12 protein-coding genes (1 of these 12 running past the window's edge) are annotated in these 14,560 nt (G+C 44.2%); 11 read left to right on the top strand and 1 reads right to left on the bottom strand.

What is annotated here, in order from left to right; all coding sequences use genetic code 11:
- Positions 1 to 17 precede the first annotated feature (17 nt).
- A complete protein-coding gene (locus tag ACHOLT_RS15665) occupies positions 18 to 1,301 on the bottom strand; it encodes a homoserine dehydrogenase (RefSeq protein WP_425802431.1) in 1,284 nt (427 codons plus the stop codon).
- 430 nt (positions 1,302 to 1,731) lie between these two features.
- On the opposite strand from ACHOLT_RS15665, the gene ilvD reads away from it, so the two are divergent.
- The 11 genes from ilvD to ACHOLT_RS15610 all read left to right on the top strand — a co-directional run.
- Positions 1,732 to 3,420, top strand: coding sequence for a dihydroxy-acid dehydratase (gene ilvD, locus ACHOLT_RS15660; protein ID WP_425802429.1), 1,689 nt, complete (start codon positions 1,732 to 1,734; stop codon positions 3,418 to 3,420).
- 23 nt (positions 3,421 to 3,443) lie between these two features.
- Positions 3,444 to 5,168, top strand: a complete 1,725-nt coding sequence (gene ilvB / locus ACHOLT_RS15655) for a biosynthetic-type acetolactate synthase large subunit (protein WP_425802426.1) — start codon at positions 3,444 to 3,446, stop codon at positions 5,166 to 5,168.
- 5 nt (positions 5,169 to 5,173) lie between these two features.
- A complete protein-coding gene (gene ilvN / locus ACHOLT_RS15650; RefSeq protein ID WP_425802423.1) occupies positions 5,174 to 5,653 on the top strand; it encodes an acetolactate synthase small subunit in 480 nt (159 codons plus the stop codon).
- 79 nt (positions 5,654 to 5,732) lie between these two features.
- Positions 5,733 to 6,731 carry a ketol-acid reductoisomerase gene (gene ilvC / locus ACHOLT_RS15645; protein WP_425802421.1) on the top strand — a complete coding sequence of 333 codons (999 nt, stop codon included), beginning with the start codon at positions 5,733 to 5,735 and terminating at the stop codon, positions 6,729 to 6,731.
- 156 nt (positions 6,732 to 6,887) lie between these two features.
- Positions 6,888 to 8,408 (top strand): 2-isopropylmalate synthase, encoded by a 1,521-nt coding sequence (locus tag ACHOLT_RS15640; protein WP_425802419.1) that lies wholly within the window; start codon positions 6,888 to 6,890, stop codon positions 8,406 to 8,408.
- A 46-nt stretch (positions 8,409 to 8,454) separates the two neighbouring features.
- Positions 8,455 to 9,720: a 3-isopropylmalate dehydratase large subunit gene (gene leuC / locus ACHOLT_RS15635; protein WP_425802416.1), complete on the top strand. Its 1,266-nt coding sequence runs from the start codon at positions 8,455 to 8,457 to the stop codon at positions 9,718 to 9,720.
- Positions 9,720 to 10,208, top strand: coding sequence for a 3-isopropylmalate dehydratase small subunit (locus ACHOLT_RS15630; RefSeq protein ID WP_425802414.1), 489 nt, complete (start codon positions 9,720 to 9,722; stop codon positions 10,206 to 10,208). The genes leuC and ACHOLT_RS15630 overlap by 1 nt, the downstream gene beginning before the upstream one ends.
- Positions 10,201 to 11,265 carry a 3-isopropylmalate dehydrogenase gene (gene leuB / locus ACHOLT_RS15625; protein ID WP_425802411.1) on the top strand — a complete coding sequence of 355 codons (1,065 nt, stop codon included), beginning with the start codon at positions 10,201 to 10,203 and terminating at the stop codon, positions 11,263 to 11,265. The genes ACHOLT_RS15630 and leuB overlap by 8 nt, the downstream gene beginning before the upstream one ends.
- 334 nt (positions 11,266 to 11,599) lie before the next feature.
- Positions 11,600 to 12,406, top strand: coding sequence for a pyrroline-5-carboxylate reductase (proC, locus tag ACHOLT_RS15620; protein ID WP_425808097.1), 807 nt, complete (start codon positions 11,600 to 11,602; stop codon positions 12,404 to 12,406).
- Positions 12,403 to 13,515, top strand: a complete 1,113-nt coding sequence (gene proB / locus ACHOLT_RS15615) for a glutamate 5-kinase (RefSeq protein ID WP_425802409.1) — start codon at positions 12,403 to 12,405, stop codon at positions 13,513 to 13,515. The genes proC and proB overlap by 4 nt, the downstream gene beginning before the upstream one ends.
- A gap of 32 nt (positions 13,516 to 13,547) precedes the next feature.
- A protein-coding gene (locus tag ACHOLT_RS15610) for a glutamate-5-semialdehyde dehydrogenase (protein ID WP_425802407.1) crosses the window boundary here: on the top strand, positions 13,548 to 14,560 show its 5' portion. Its footprint extends 244 nt past the window's final position; only the first 1,013 of its 1,257 coding nucleotides appear in the window; the start codon lies at positions 13,548 to 13,550; the stop codon falls past the right edge of the window.

The following is a 14,560-nucleotide window of genomic DNA, read 5'->3' as shown; positions in this document are numbered from 1 at the left end:
ATTTCCGTCCTCCAGATTTAATTGGCTTCAAAGCGAATCACGTTGTGAATAGACAAGACTTTACTATAAGCTTTGACTGAATCAAGGGCTTCCCGCAGCTGGGATTCATAAATAGGATGGGTGACCAAAACGAGTTCAGCTTCCTGATTCGCTTTTTGTTTTTGAATGATAGTGGCAAAACTTACATTTGCTTCTGCAAAGAGAAGAGCAAGTGTAGCTAAAACACGAGGTTCATCCTTAACCCGCATCCGAATATAAAATGAGGTATGGAAATCATCCGACTTCTTAAGCGGAAGATCATAATAGCATGTGCAGTTAATCGCCGAAGTCGATTGTGTTTCCATATTGCGAACAACTTGCATTATATCAGAAACAACGGCACTTCCGGTGGGCAGGGAACCAGCTCCGCGTCCAAAGAACATTGTTTCACCTACAGCATCACCTACAATATAGACGGCGTTAAAGACTCCGCTGACAGAAGCGAGAGGATGGGATTTTGGTAAGATTGCAGGATGAACGCGAATTTCTAAGCCGTCGTCTTGATGTTTAGCTATAGCTAATAATTTAATGCAGGAATCAAGTTCTTTGGCATAAGCGATATCTTCAGCGGTGATCCGCGATATCCCGTCGACATAAACATCATTAATGGTAACACGGGAATTGAATGCGATTGAGGAAAGAATTGCGAGCTTTCGAGCTGCATCCAAACCTTCAACATCAGAAGTCGGATCGGCTTCAGCATAGCCTAAGGATTGAGCTTCCTTTAAAACCTCTTCATAATTCCGGCCTTGTTCAGTCATAGCGGTTAAGATATAGTTTGTTGTTCCATTGATAATTCCAATTACCGTCGAGATTTTATTTGCGGCTAAAGACTGTTTAAGCGCGGCGATGATCGGAATCCCTCCAGCAACGCTGGCCTCAAAATAAAGATCTTTTCCCGCTGCCTTGGCTGCATCCAAAAGTTCGTGACCATGAAGGGCCAGCAAATCTTTATTGGCAGTAACAACATTCTTGCCATGACGCAAAGCTTCTAATATATAGGTTCGAGCAGGTTCAATACCTCCCATTACTTCAATAATGATATCGATATCCGGGTCCTGCAAAATATCGTCTGGCTGATCTGTTAGGGTAAAATCACCACTAACGGAACGCGGTGTTTGTAAATTTCTGACCAATACTTTCTTTACGTGGATATGGCTATTTGTTCGATTTGTAATGTCCTCGGCGTTGCTGGTAAGAATTTGAACAACTCCAGACCCTACCGTGCCGAGTCCTAATATCCCGATGTATATTTCATTCAAAAGGATCTCCTCCAATCCGCCTTATAGAAACAAGTGTTTTCATATAGTGGACATTATAGTATGAATAGCGAGGTTTGACAAGAAAGAATTTCGTAATTTACCTATAGATTGGTATAAAATTTCGCTAATTTAATTAAAATTTTAACTTCCTCTAGAAAAATGGTTGACACTCTAAGCTGTGACATATACACTAACAGTACTGAATAATGTATTATAACACACAGGGAAGTGTGCCTAGGGTTCCGAGGATATTCTGACTGGTCCAAGCGGCACAGAAGTCCAGTCCATTGGATTTACACCGTGGGTAGAAAAGACCCGAGCGGAAAGTTCCTCAAGTCTAGAGGGATTTTCGTTCGGGGTCTTTTTATAAACTGCTTTACGTTTTGGGGTAAGGCATACATTACTTTTGACGAGAAATGAGGAGTAAAAGATGAACAGTGATATCCTTAAACAAGGAGTCGATAGGGCACCACATCGTTCCTTGATGAAAGCTTTAGGTTTAACGGACCGGGAAATCGAAAAGCCGTTTGTCGGAGTGGTCAACTCCTTTACTGAAATGGTTCCAGGGCATATGCATTTAAGACAAATCGCTGATGCAGTAAAAGCGGGAATTCGGGAAAATGGTGGAACACCTTTCGAATTTTCTACTGTTGCAGTTTGTGATGGTTTAGCTATGGGACACCAAGGAATGCACTTTTCTCTTGCAAGCCGCGAACTGATTGCCGATTCTATTGAGGTTATGACTCGTGCACATCAATTAGATGCTTTAGTTCTCATTCCGAGCTGTGACAAAGTCGTTCCGGGTATGATGATGGCAGCCATGAGACTCAATATTCCAGCAATTGTTGTCAGTGGAGGCCCCATGCTGCCTGGACGTTACGAAGGTAAATCACTGACCTTGAATTCGGCGTTTGAGGGAGTAGGCCAAGTTGTTGCCGGCAAAAAGGATGAAAATTGGCTTCATAATATAGAAGCAAAAGCATGCCCGACAGCTGGCTCCTGTGCAGGTATGTTTACGGCGAATTCCATGAATTGTCTGACTGAAGCCCTTGGACTTGCTTTACCGGGGAATGGAACAATCCCGGCTGTTTATTCTGAGCGAATCATCCTTGCCAAAGAAACAGGTTATCAGGTTATGGAACTTTTCCGTAAGGATATTAGACCTCGTGATATCGTAACGGAAACAGCCCTAAAAAATGGGGTGGCCCTTGATATGGCATTGGGATGTTCGACAAATACTATTCTTCATTTGCCGGCGATTGCCAATGAAGGGGATATCCCGTGGGAACTTCGTAAAGTTAACGAGGTGAGTTCCAAAACACCACAAATCTGCAAACTTAGTCCAGCAGGAGATTACGTTTTGGCCGACCTTCATGAAGCAGGCGGCGTAAGCGCAGTCTTAAAGCAGCTCTTAGACAATGACTATTTTGACGGCAACCCACTGACTGTTTCAGGTGTCAGTCAAGCAGAACGATTACAAGAGGCTCAAGTCCTAAATTCTCAAGTGATTCATCCGATGGGCACTCCCTACAGTTCTCAAGGTGGACTTAAAGTGCTTTTTGGTAATCTTGCTCCAGAGGGCGCTGTTATTAAACAAGGAGCCTTAGCGGATCAATCCATGGTGTTTGAGGGAACGGCTCAAGTTTTTGACGGCGAGGTCGCGGCTGCTGACGCTATTCGCAATCTAAAAATTAAAGAAGGCGATGTCGTCGTTATTCGTTATGAAGGGCCTAAGGGCGGACCGGGAATGCGTGAAATGCTCGGACCAACCTCAACCTTAGCAGGAATGGGTTTGGATGCAACGGTAGCACTCATTACGGATGGAAGATTTTCAGGTGCAAGCCGCGGGTTATCCATTGGGCACGTTTCTCCTGAAGCCGCTTTAGGCGGAGAAATTGCTCTGCTGCAAACCGGGGATAAGATCAGGATTGATTTAAAGGAAGGAACTCTCGACTGGGTGGTTTCTAATGAAGAAAGAAAGTCACGACGAGAAAAATATGAACAGAATCAGGTTCAGCTCGAAAACTTAAATCCGGAATTAAGAGCTGGGTATCTTGGCCGCTATTCACAATTTGTACAATCGGCTTCACGGGGGGCAGCATTTAGAAAGATAAAATAGAATTCTTAAGGGGGAGAGAATAAATGGGTAATAGCAAAACGCAACCCAAGAAAGAAAAAAATCACATTAACGATCAAACAACGGGGGCAGATCTCCTACTCAACGCTTTGATTGATGAGGGAGTTAAAGTTATTTTCGGGTATCCTGGGGGAGCGGTATTACCTATTTATGATGCTTTGCTTCGGTCTCCTATTCGGCATATTTTACCCCGTCATGAGCAAGGGGCTGTTCATGCGGCGGATGCATATGCCCGTGTCAGCGGTGAGGTAGGAGTTTGTTTGGCAACCTCTGGACCCGGTGCGACCAATATGGTGACGGGGATTGCTAATGCATATATGGACTCGATTCCTATTGTTGTTTTAACAGGTCAAGTAAATACTCACTTACTGGGAACAGATTGCTTTCAGGAAGTGGATATGACAGGAATAACCCATCCGATTACAAAACATTCCTATATTGTAAAAGATGCACGCCAACTTCCGCGGATTATAAAGGAAGCCTTCTATATTGCCAGAACAGGACGGCCAGGCCCCGTGGTCATTGATATTCCTAGAGATGTTCAGGCCGCTGCACATATTGAACCAGAGTCAACAGAGCTTAACCTTAAAAGCTATAAATTCTTTACCAAGGGAAATGCGGGTCAAATTGCTGAGGCAGCTCGTGCTTTAGCAGATTGTGAGCGCCCTGTGTTGTATGCCGGTGGGGGAGTAAATAATCCTGAAGCCGGGGAAATATTGCGTGAAGTTGTAGAAAAAGCGAATATCCCAGTTGTAACGACCCTTATGGGCATAGGAAGCTTGCCTTCCAAACATCCTAATTTTTTAGGAATGGTAGGAATGCATGGAACTTCCACAGCGAATTATGCTGTTACAGATTGTGATTTATTAATTGCAGTTGGCGTCCGTTTTGATGACCGTGTAACAAGCGGGTTAGGACATAAATTCGCAACAAAAGCCCGTGTAATTCATATTGATATTGATCCTGCCGAAATAGGGAAGGTAGTACGCGCTCATATTCCGATCGTTGGAGATGCACGTTTTATTCTTAAAGAACTCAATCAAAAACTAACTCCCCCTGATGTTCAGCCATGGTGGGAACAAATTAAGAACTGGCAAGAGGAACGTCATCAAAGATTACAAAATAGGCAAGATAATACAACTTTAACACCGCAGGCAATTCTTAAGACTCTTAGTGAAAAAGCGGATTCAGAAGCAATTATAGCGACTGACGTAGGGCAGCATCAAATGTGGGCGGCTCAAATGTATCCTATTTCCTCACCGCGCCAATTTATCACGAGCGGGGGGCTCGGAACGATGGGGTTTGGTTTGCCCGCCTCCATCGGAGCCCAGGTGGCTCGGCCGGAAGCGCAGGTCTTTCTTATCACTGGGGACGGTTCGCTGCAAATGACAATTCAGGAAATTGCAACGATGGTTCAATGTCATCTTCCTATTAAAATAATTCTTCTGGATAATGGAGTGCTCGGAATGGTTCGACAGCTCCAAAAGTTTTTAAATAACGAACGCTACAGCCAAATTCAGCTTCAGGCCAATCCGGACTTTGTCAAAATTGCTGAGGCCTATCATATCCTTGGAATTCGCGTAACTCAATTGGACGAGGTTGGTCCGGCAATTGATCAGGCCATAAATTGTGATGGCCCAGTAATTGTGGATTTTGTTATTTCAGAAGAAGAAGATGTTATTCCGATGGTTCCTCCAGGTAAAGAAATTACGGAAATGATGGGGAGGTGAGTTGAATGCTGCATACATTGGCTGTACTCGTTGAGAATAACCCAGGTGTTTTAACACGGGTTTCCGGGCTGTTCGCCCGGCGAGCCTATAATATTAACAGCCTTTCTGTTTGTCAGACGGAAGACCCCGGCATTTCCAGGATGACGATTATGGTAGACGGTGATGATGCTGTGATTGAACAGGTTACAAAGCAGCTCATTAAACTTGTTGTTGTGCATAAAGTTACAGATTTAACTCAAGAAGAGATCGTTGACCGAGAACTTGCACTTGTTCGTGTTAAGGTCAGGGCCGAGACTCGATTGGAGATTTTACAGATCGTAGATGTCTTTCGAGGGCGGGTTGTTGATATGGGCCGAAGCAATTTAACCGTGGAGCTCACGGGAGATGCAGAGAAGATCGATGCTTTTGTACGAACAATGCGTCCCTTCGGGTTAATGGAGCTGGTCAGAACGGGCAGAATTGCAATTACTCGCCTCGACAGCTAACCGCTATTCTTATGCTATCCATAAATTTCAAATATATTTAAGGATAAAAAAAGTGAAAGATTAAAGGAGAGAATTAATCATGGCGAAAATGTATTATGATTCCGATGCTAATTTAGAGTTGCTTGCAAAAAAAACAATTGCGATAATGGGCTTTGGCAGCCAAGGACATGCTCACGCTGAAAACCTTCATGATTCAGGGCTGAATGTGATTGTTGGCTTGCGCAAAGGATCTGCTCGGTGGAAACAGGCGGAAGAAGCAGGATTAAAAGTAATGACCGTTCCGGAAGCTGCAGAAAAAGCGGATGTAATTATGATCCTTCTTCCTGATGAAAAACAAGCTGAAGTTTATGAAACTCAAATTAAACAATATTTAACCCCGGGTAAAGCTCTTGCCTTTGCGCACGGTTTTAATATTCATTTTGGACAAATCGTTCCTCCGAAAGATGTTGATGTGTTTATGATCGCTCCGAAGGGCCCGGGACACATGGTTCGCAGAACCTATCAAGAAGGTGCGGGAGTACCCTGTTTGATCGCTGTTCATCAAGACGCTACGGGCACAGCTCATGACATCGGTATGGCTTACGCCAAAGGAATCGGGGGTACACGCGGCGGAGTTTTGGAAACAACATTTAAAGAAGAAACAGAAACAGACCTCTTCGGTGAACAAGCTGTACTTTGCGGCGGTGTTACCGAACTCATGAAAGCTGGTTTTGAAACCTTGGTAGAAGCCGGTTATCAACCTGAAAGTGCTTACTTTGAATGCCTTCATGAAATGAAACTCATTGTTGATTTAATCAACGAAGGCGGCTTTGGCTGGATGCGTTATTCCATTTCCGATACAGCCCAATATGGCGATCAAATGATTGGAAAACGGATCATTACAGATGAAACACGTAAAGAAATGAAGAAAGTTCTTTCAGAAATTCAAGATGGAACCTTCGCTAAAAATTGGTTATTGGAAAACAAAATAGGACGTCCTCAATTCAATGCAATCGCTCGTAAAGAAGAAGAGCATCAACTTGAAAAAGTCGGTTCAGAAATTCGCAGCATGATGCCTTGGTTGAAAAAACGCGGATAATGAGTTTGACTGAATGGTTATTTAATAAGACTCTATAATTCATAGAATTAAGTTTAGAGAAAAGATTATGAACTTCAGGCGGAGCTTAAAATTTCCGCCTGAAGTCAGTTTCTATTATTTAGAAAAAACCAAGCGTGAGTTGAGGAGGTTTTTTGGATGCGTCAAATTGATATTTTTGATACAACCTTAAGAGATGGGGAGCAGTCCCCAGGAGTAGCTTTAAGTCCGGAAGAAAAGCTGCAGATTGCTCGACAACTCGCCAAGCTTGGAGTAAATGTCATCGAAGCAGGCTTTCCCATCGCATCTCCGGGTGATTTTCAAGCTGTAAAACGAATTGCGGATGAAGTTCGCCAGGTTTCAATCTGTGCCTTGGCACGAGCGAACACGAAGGACATTGAACGAGCTTGGGAAGCGATCGCTAAAGGAGAAGATCCAAGAATCCATACCTTTATTGCAACTTCACCCATTCATATGCAATATAAGCTGCAGAAGTCTCCTGAACAAGTCCTGGAACAGGCAGTTGCAGCCGTAAAATTGTCCAAGTCCAAAGTTTCCAATATAGAATTTAGTGCTGAGGATGCCTCGCGTAGCGATGCTGATTTTTTAGGCCGTGTGTTTTCTGCCGTGATTGAGGCTGGAGCAACCGTTCTCAATATTCCCGACACAGTTGGCTATGCAACGCCGGAAGAATTTGCCGCATTTATTAAAGCAATTATGGAACGGACAAAGGGTGTTGAAAAGGTTAAGTTAAGTGTTCATTGCCATAATGATTTGGGTTTGGCTGTAGCAAATTCGCTCGCGGCAGCTCAAATTGGAGTTCATCAGCTTGAGGGCGCGATCAATGGAATCGGCGAACGTGCAGGAAATGCGGCTGTTGAAGAGCTTGCAATGGCAATCAAGACACGACGTGATCAGTTTCAGCTTGAAACAACGATCAACAGTAAAGAAATTTCTCGTACCAGCAAACTGGTTAGCCGCCTGACCGGGATGATTGTGCAGCCGAATAAAGCGATTGTCGGGAAAAACGCCTTTTCTCATGAGTCTGGTATCCATCAGGATGGGGTGCTGAAAGAACGTTCCACTTATGAAATCATGTCCCCAGATTCGATTGGCGCGGATATGGATACGATCGTTTTAGGTAAACATTCTGGCCGGCACGCGGTACGGGAACGCCTCACGGAGTTAGGACTTGAGATTGATGAGAGCCGTTTGGATGAGGTTTTTAAAGAGTTTAAGCTTTTAGCTGAACGGAAAAAAGAAGTCACAACGGATGATCTTTTTACCTTGGTCGATTCTCAAACGAATAATGGTCCTCAAGTTACGTTAGAATACCTGCAAGTTTCGAGTGGGACTCAAATTGTCCCTACTTCTACATTAGGCTTGAATTATAAAGATCAACGCTATGAAGATGCGGCCTGCGGGGATGGTCCGGTCGATGCAGCTTACAAAGCAATCGACAAAATTCTAGGCATTAAGCATAAACTCCTTCATTATGCTTTGCAGGCAATCAACGAAGGAGAAGATTCGCAAGGGGAAGTCACAATCAGTGTTCAATTTAATGGGCACACCGTTGGGGGTCGAGGGGTGAGCCCGGATATTATCGAATCCAGTGTCAAAGCCTATTTGCAAGCTGTGAACCGCGCCTATGAGCGGGGTTGGATTACATTTACTCTATAAGCATCCGTTCCCAATTATATTAAGTTAGATCGGGGGAATCGATACAGTGTCAATGACAATAACGGAAAAGATATTAGCTGACCATGCCGGTCTTAAGGAAGTCTCTCCCGGCGAACTGATTACGGCAAAGCTTGATCTAGCGTTAGCCAATGATATTACCGGACCAGTTGCGATCCAAGAATTTGAAAAGTTTGAGACGGATAAAGTGTGGGATCCTGCTAAGGTCGCCTTGGTCCCCGACCATTTTACACCGAATAAGGATATTGCTTCGGCAGAGCTGAGCAAGAAAGTTCGTTGTTTTGCCAAAGATCAAAAAATCGTTCATTATTGGGAGCAAGGAAGAGTTGGGATTGAACACTGTCTTCTTCCTGAGCAAGGGGTTACTCTTCCGGGAGATGTGATCATTGGTGCGGATTCCCATACCTGTACCTATGGTGCACTCGGAGCGTTTGCTACCGGTGTCGGAAGTACAGACCTAGCTGCCGGTCTAGCTACAGGTGAAGCGTGGTTCCGCGTTCCTGAGTCTCTAAAATTTGTTTTTCACGGTCAAAACTTTCAGCCTTGGGTTGGGGGCAAGGACTTAATCCTTTATATCATCGGCAAAATCGGTGTCGATGGGGCTCGTTATAAAGCGATGGAATTTACGGGTGAAGGAATTTCCGCTCTGTCTATGGATAATCGGTTTACGATCTGCAATATGGCAATTGAGGCCGGTGCAAAAAATGGAATTATTGCGGCTGATGATAAGACGCTTGGTTATGTCAATGAAAGGGCTAAACGCCCCTTTAAGGTTTATCAAAGCGATGCAGACGCTTATTACGACGAGGTCTTTGAATTTAACGTGGCAGATATCCCGCTTCAAGTGGCTTTCCCGCATTTGCCGGAAAACGCCAAAGACGTTAAGGAAGCCAAAGGCATTAAAATTGATCAAGTTGTGATTGGTTCATGCACCAATGGACGAATTGAAGATCTGCGTGCTGCCGCTCAAATTCTTCGTGGTAAAAGCGTGCATCCGGATATTCGTTTAATCGTCATTCCCGGTACACAAAATATCTATAAACAAGCCATTAAAGAAGGCCTGATCGACATCTTTGTTGATGCAGGGGCTGTTGTCAGCACTCCAACCTGTGGCCCGTGCTTAGGGGGGTATATGGGAATTCTGGCAAAAGGTGAACGCTCCCTATCGACGACAAACCGAAACTTTGTCGGACGCATGGGGCATCCCGAGAGTGAAGTTTATCTTTCGGGACCGGCAGTTGCTGCTGCTTCGGCAATTAAAGGTGAAATTGTGCATCCAGAGGAGGCAGTGTGATGGGTAAGGTATGGAAATTCGGGAATGATATCGATACGGATGTGATCATTCCGGCACGCTACTTGAATCAAACAACGCCGGAGCACCTGGCAGCGCATTGCATGGAAGATGCAGATGCCAACTTCGCCAAAGCAGTTCAACCGGGTGATATCATTGTCGGCGGGAAAAACTTCGGCTGCGGTTCTTCACGTGAACATGCTCCGCTATCCATTAAATCAGCCGGTGTACAAGTCGTAATTGCTGAATCGTTTGCACGGATTTTTTACCGTAATTCCTTAAATATCGGACTTCCGATCATGGAATGCCCTGAAGCAGTTCAAGGTATTAAAACTGGGGATGAAGTGACAGTAAACTTTGAGACGGGTGAAATTAAAAATGTAACCCAAGGAACAGATTTTAAGGCCCGACCTTTCCCTCCGTTTATGCAGCAATTGATCAATGCCGGGGGACTCATTCCCTATGTTAAAGGGAGGAAGAAAAATGCCTAAGATTGCGGTCTTACCGGGAGACGGAATAGGACAAGAGATTGTACCTGAAGCGCTTAAGGTTTTAAAGGCCGTTACGGCAGATTCTCCAGTTAGCTTTGAGTATCAGGAATATTGGGTTGGCGGTACAGCCATTGATAAAACGGGCAAAGCTTTACCAGATGAAACGTTAAAGGGATGCAAAGAAGCTGATGCCATTCTTTTGGGTGCTGTCGGCGGACCGAAGTGGGATCACCTCCCGGCTTCGGAACGGCCTGAAACAGCTTCACTTTTGAGCATCAGGAAAGAACTCGAGTTTTATGCTAATATCCGTCCGGTTAAAATGTCAGCAAGCCTGATTGATTCTTCCACGCTGAAGAAGGAAGTCGTGGAGAAGGTTGATTTAATCGTGATCCGTGAACTCACGGGCGGGTTGTATTTTGGTAAAAAGGGAAGAACGGAAGAACCTCTTTCAGCCTATGATGTGATGACCTATTCCGCTCCGGAGATTGAGCGAATTGTCCGGTTGGCATTCCAAACCGCTCAACAGCGCAGGAAAAAGCTCTGCTCGGTCGATAAAGCCAATGTGCTTGAGACATCGCGGGTATGGAGAGAAATTACGAACAAAATTGCCAAGGAATTCCCCGATGTGGAATTGACTCATATGTACGTGGATAATGCGGCGATGCAATTGGTTCGCAATCCTGCTCAATTTGATGTTATTGTTACAGAGAACATGTTTGGCGATATCCTTACTGACTTAGCCTCGATGCTTGGTGGGTCAATTGGTATGTTGTCCTCGGCTAGCATGAATGGCAAAAAAGGTATGTATGAACCCGCTCATGGTTCAGCTCCGGATATTGCCGGCAAGAACTTGGCTAACCCGTTGGCTACAATTTTATCAGCCGCATTGATGTTAAGGCTTACCTTTGGTCTTGAAAAAGAGGCTCAAAAGATTGAAACTGCAGTCATTAAGGTTCTTGATCAAGGATATCGGACAGCTGATCTCGCACGCTCGGGCGATAAGGTCTTGGGGACAAGGGAAATGGGAGATGCTGTTGTTGCAGCTTTAGAAAAATAGCATAGATATTCCTAAGCGGGTGTGGTAGAATTAGTCTAATAAAAAATGGTTTAAAAAGGCTGATGAACGACCAAAGCGGCCATCACGTATCCTTAGAGAAGGTAGCAACTGCTGAAAGTTACCTGTTGCGTAAGCCGATACCCAGTCGGGAAGTGCTGATGAGAATCAGACGGAACCCACCGTTAATAGGGGGTCTCATGAAGTATTATTTATGGGATATTAAGCTGGCAATAGCAATTAAGGTGGTACCGCGGAAGGTTACTTTCGTCCTTGAAAAGAGGATGAAGGTAACCTTTTTGTTATAAAAATCTATAAATGGAAAGGATGATAAATGATGCAATCGATTGGTTTTATTGGTGCTGGAAATATGGGAGGAGCTATCATAAATGGCTTACGCTCGGTAGGTGTAACAAGTGAAATTCGTGTTGCAAATCGCTCTAACCATGAAAGATTACAACGCATGGCTGAACAAAATGGAATTATTCCTTCAACACTTGAAGAGATTATTCAATACTCAGAGATCATCCTTTTAGCCGTTAAGCCGAAGGATGTTTTGAACGTTTTAAAGAGCTTGCAAAATAAGTTGAATCCCAATCAACTCTTAATCACTGTGGCAGCGGGAATTCCGCTGAAATCCTATGAAACGGTCTTGTCTGGGATACCTGTTGTTCGAACGATGCCCAATACTTCAAGTGCAGTTTTAAAAGGGATGACGGGCCTAGTGCGGGGAACAGCCGTTCAGGAACAGCAGGCTAAGGCAGCTGAGGAAATTTTCCAAGCTGTAGGTAAAACGCTTTGGATTACTGAAGATAAAATCAATGCCTTAACTGCAATCAGCGGGAGCGGTCCAGCCTATTACTATCTGTTTACAGAAACTTTAATTCAGGCAGGAATAAGTGCTGGGTTAGCAGAAGAAGAGGCACTGCAATTAGCTAAAGAAACTTTGCTTGGTGCGGCACAAATGATTAAGGAATCGGGTAAATCCCCGGCACGTCTGCGGGAAGAAGTAACCTCGCCTAAGGGTACAACGTTAGCAGCTCTCAATGTTTTTTGGGAAAATAATTTGCAAGGGTTAGTCACACGTGCGGTCAAAGCGTGCAAGGATCGTGCGGAAGAAATGGAAAGGGAGTATCAGGAGTGATCCAAAGAATCGTTATTAAAATTGGAAGCAGCAGTTTAAATCACTCTACGGGTGGTTTGGATGAAGCTTCAATTGAAAATATCGTGAAGGTGATCTCAGAAATTTCTTGCCAAGGAATTGAGTGCATTCTGGTCAGTTCAGGAGCAGTTGCAGCAGGGGTAGGAAAGCTTGGACTATCGGCAAAACCGAGAGATATTGCAGGGAAACAGGCGGCAGCTTCGGTCGGGCAAGGTGTATTGATTGAAAAATATGCTCAAGCACTTGAAAACTATAACCTTGTGGGTGCTCAGGTACTGCTTTCACGAACAGATCTTGCCGAGCCCCTGCATTATAAAAATGCACAAAATACGCTTGAGCGCTTATTAAAATATAAGGCAATGCCAATTATTAATGAAAATGATACAGTTGCCGTAGAAGAGCTCTGTTTTGGCGATAATGATCGGCTTTCAGCACTTGTTGCCGGGCTGATTCATGCAGATCTTTTGATAATCCTCACAGATGTTGACGGGCTTTATACTGCAAATCCTAGAACCGATTCTAATGCAAAACTCATAGCAGAGGTCGAAGATATTTCGAAGGTTAATGGATTAGCAGGCGGAGCTGGCTCGCAGCTCGGTACAGGAGGAATGATCACCAAAATTAAGGCCGCCAAAATGGCAACACGGTTTGGAATTGGTGTTTATCTCTTGAATTCAAAGCGCATGAATGAATTGCCATCATTCTTTAAAGGGGAGAAACTGACGGGAACATATTTTATTCCATCAAACCATCGCCTTGTTGGCAAGAAGCGTTGGATTGCCTATGCCGGTCTTTCCGAGGGAAGTATTTACATTGATGACGGAGCAGTCAAGGCTTTAGTGAGAGAAGGAAAAAGTCTTCTCGCTAAAGGAATCACTGGGGTAGAAGGTGAATGGGAACGGAAGGAACTTGTTCGAATTGTAAATAAAAAAGGAACGGAAATTGCTCGCGGATTGGCAGAATTGAGCAGTGAGGAAGTCCTGCAAACGCGTGGAAAGCATTCACAGGAAGTACTAATCCTTATACCTGATTTAGAAGGGGAAGAAATTGTTCATAGGGATAATATGACACTAATGGTTAAAGAAAGTTAATAATTAAAAAATTAAGGAGATGAAGGATTTAAATGAGCGGTTTTGACACTGAACTTCTAAAGATCGGGCAAAAGGCTAAGTTTGCTGCCCGGAAACTGGCATATATCGGAACAGCAGCTAAAAATGAAGCCCTTTTAGAAATGGCTGAAGCATTGATATTGCATGAAGGAGAAATTCTTAAGGCTAATTCTGTCGATATTAAAGCTGCCGAAGCAAAAGGAATAAAGAAAAGCCTGATCAATCGCTTAAGCTTAACTTCTGAAGGGATTCGGCAGATGAGTGAATCTCTTCGTGAGGTTGCTTTTTTACCAGATCCGGTCGGAGAAGGCGATTTTTGGACACGTCCTAATGGCTTGCGGATGCAGCGGATGCGTGTTCCTCTCGGAGTTGTGGCTATGATCTATGAGGCAAGGCCTAATGTTACCGTGGATGCAGCCGCACTCTGCCTAAAATCGGGAAATGCCGTGATTTTACGGGGCGGGTCAGAGGCTATCGAAAGCAATAAAGTGTTAGCTCGCATTATTGCCGAAGCTGCTGAACGAAAAGGAATACCCGAAGGTTCAATTCAGTTAATCGAGCAAACAACGCATGAATGGGTTCAGCAGCTGATTAAGATGAATCAATTTATTGATGTCGTTATCCCAAGAGGCGGAGCCGGATTGATTCAAACTGTTGTGCGAAATGCGACTGTGCCCGTTATTGAGACCGGAACCGGTATCTGTCACGCCTATGTTGAAAAGGAAGCTGACTTTGATAAAGCTATCCCGATTGTGATCAATGGGAAGACTCAAAAACCAGGCGTTTGCAACGCTCTTGAAACGCTTCTTGTTGATCGGAAGATTGCTCAGGAGTTTTTGCCTTTAATGGGAGCAGAATTGCAAAAGCATCATGTTGAAATCAGAGGATGTGCAGAAACGTGCGCAATTTTGCCTTACGCTGTGCCTGCAACCGAAGAAGACTGGGGTACAGAGTATCTTGATCTGATTATCAGTGTAAAAGTGGTTAAAGATTTAGATGAGGCTATGGATCATATTTATCAATACAG

This window comes from Desulfitobacterium nosdiversum (genome assembly GCF_049860565.1).
In the GTDB taxonomy this organism is placed as follows: domain Bacteria; phylum Bacillota; class Desulfitobacteriia; order Desulfitobacteriales; family Desulfitobacteriaceae; genus Desulfitobacterium_A; species Desulfitobacterium_A nosdiversum.
Note: the sequence above shows the minus strand (reverse complement) of the source record. Positions and strands in the feature narration are given on the sequence as shown.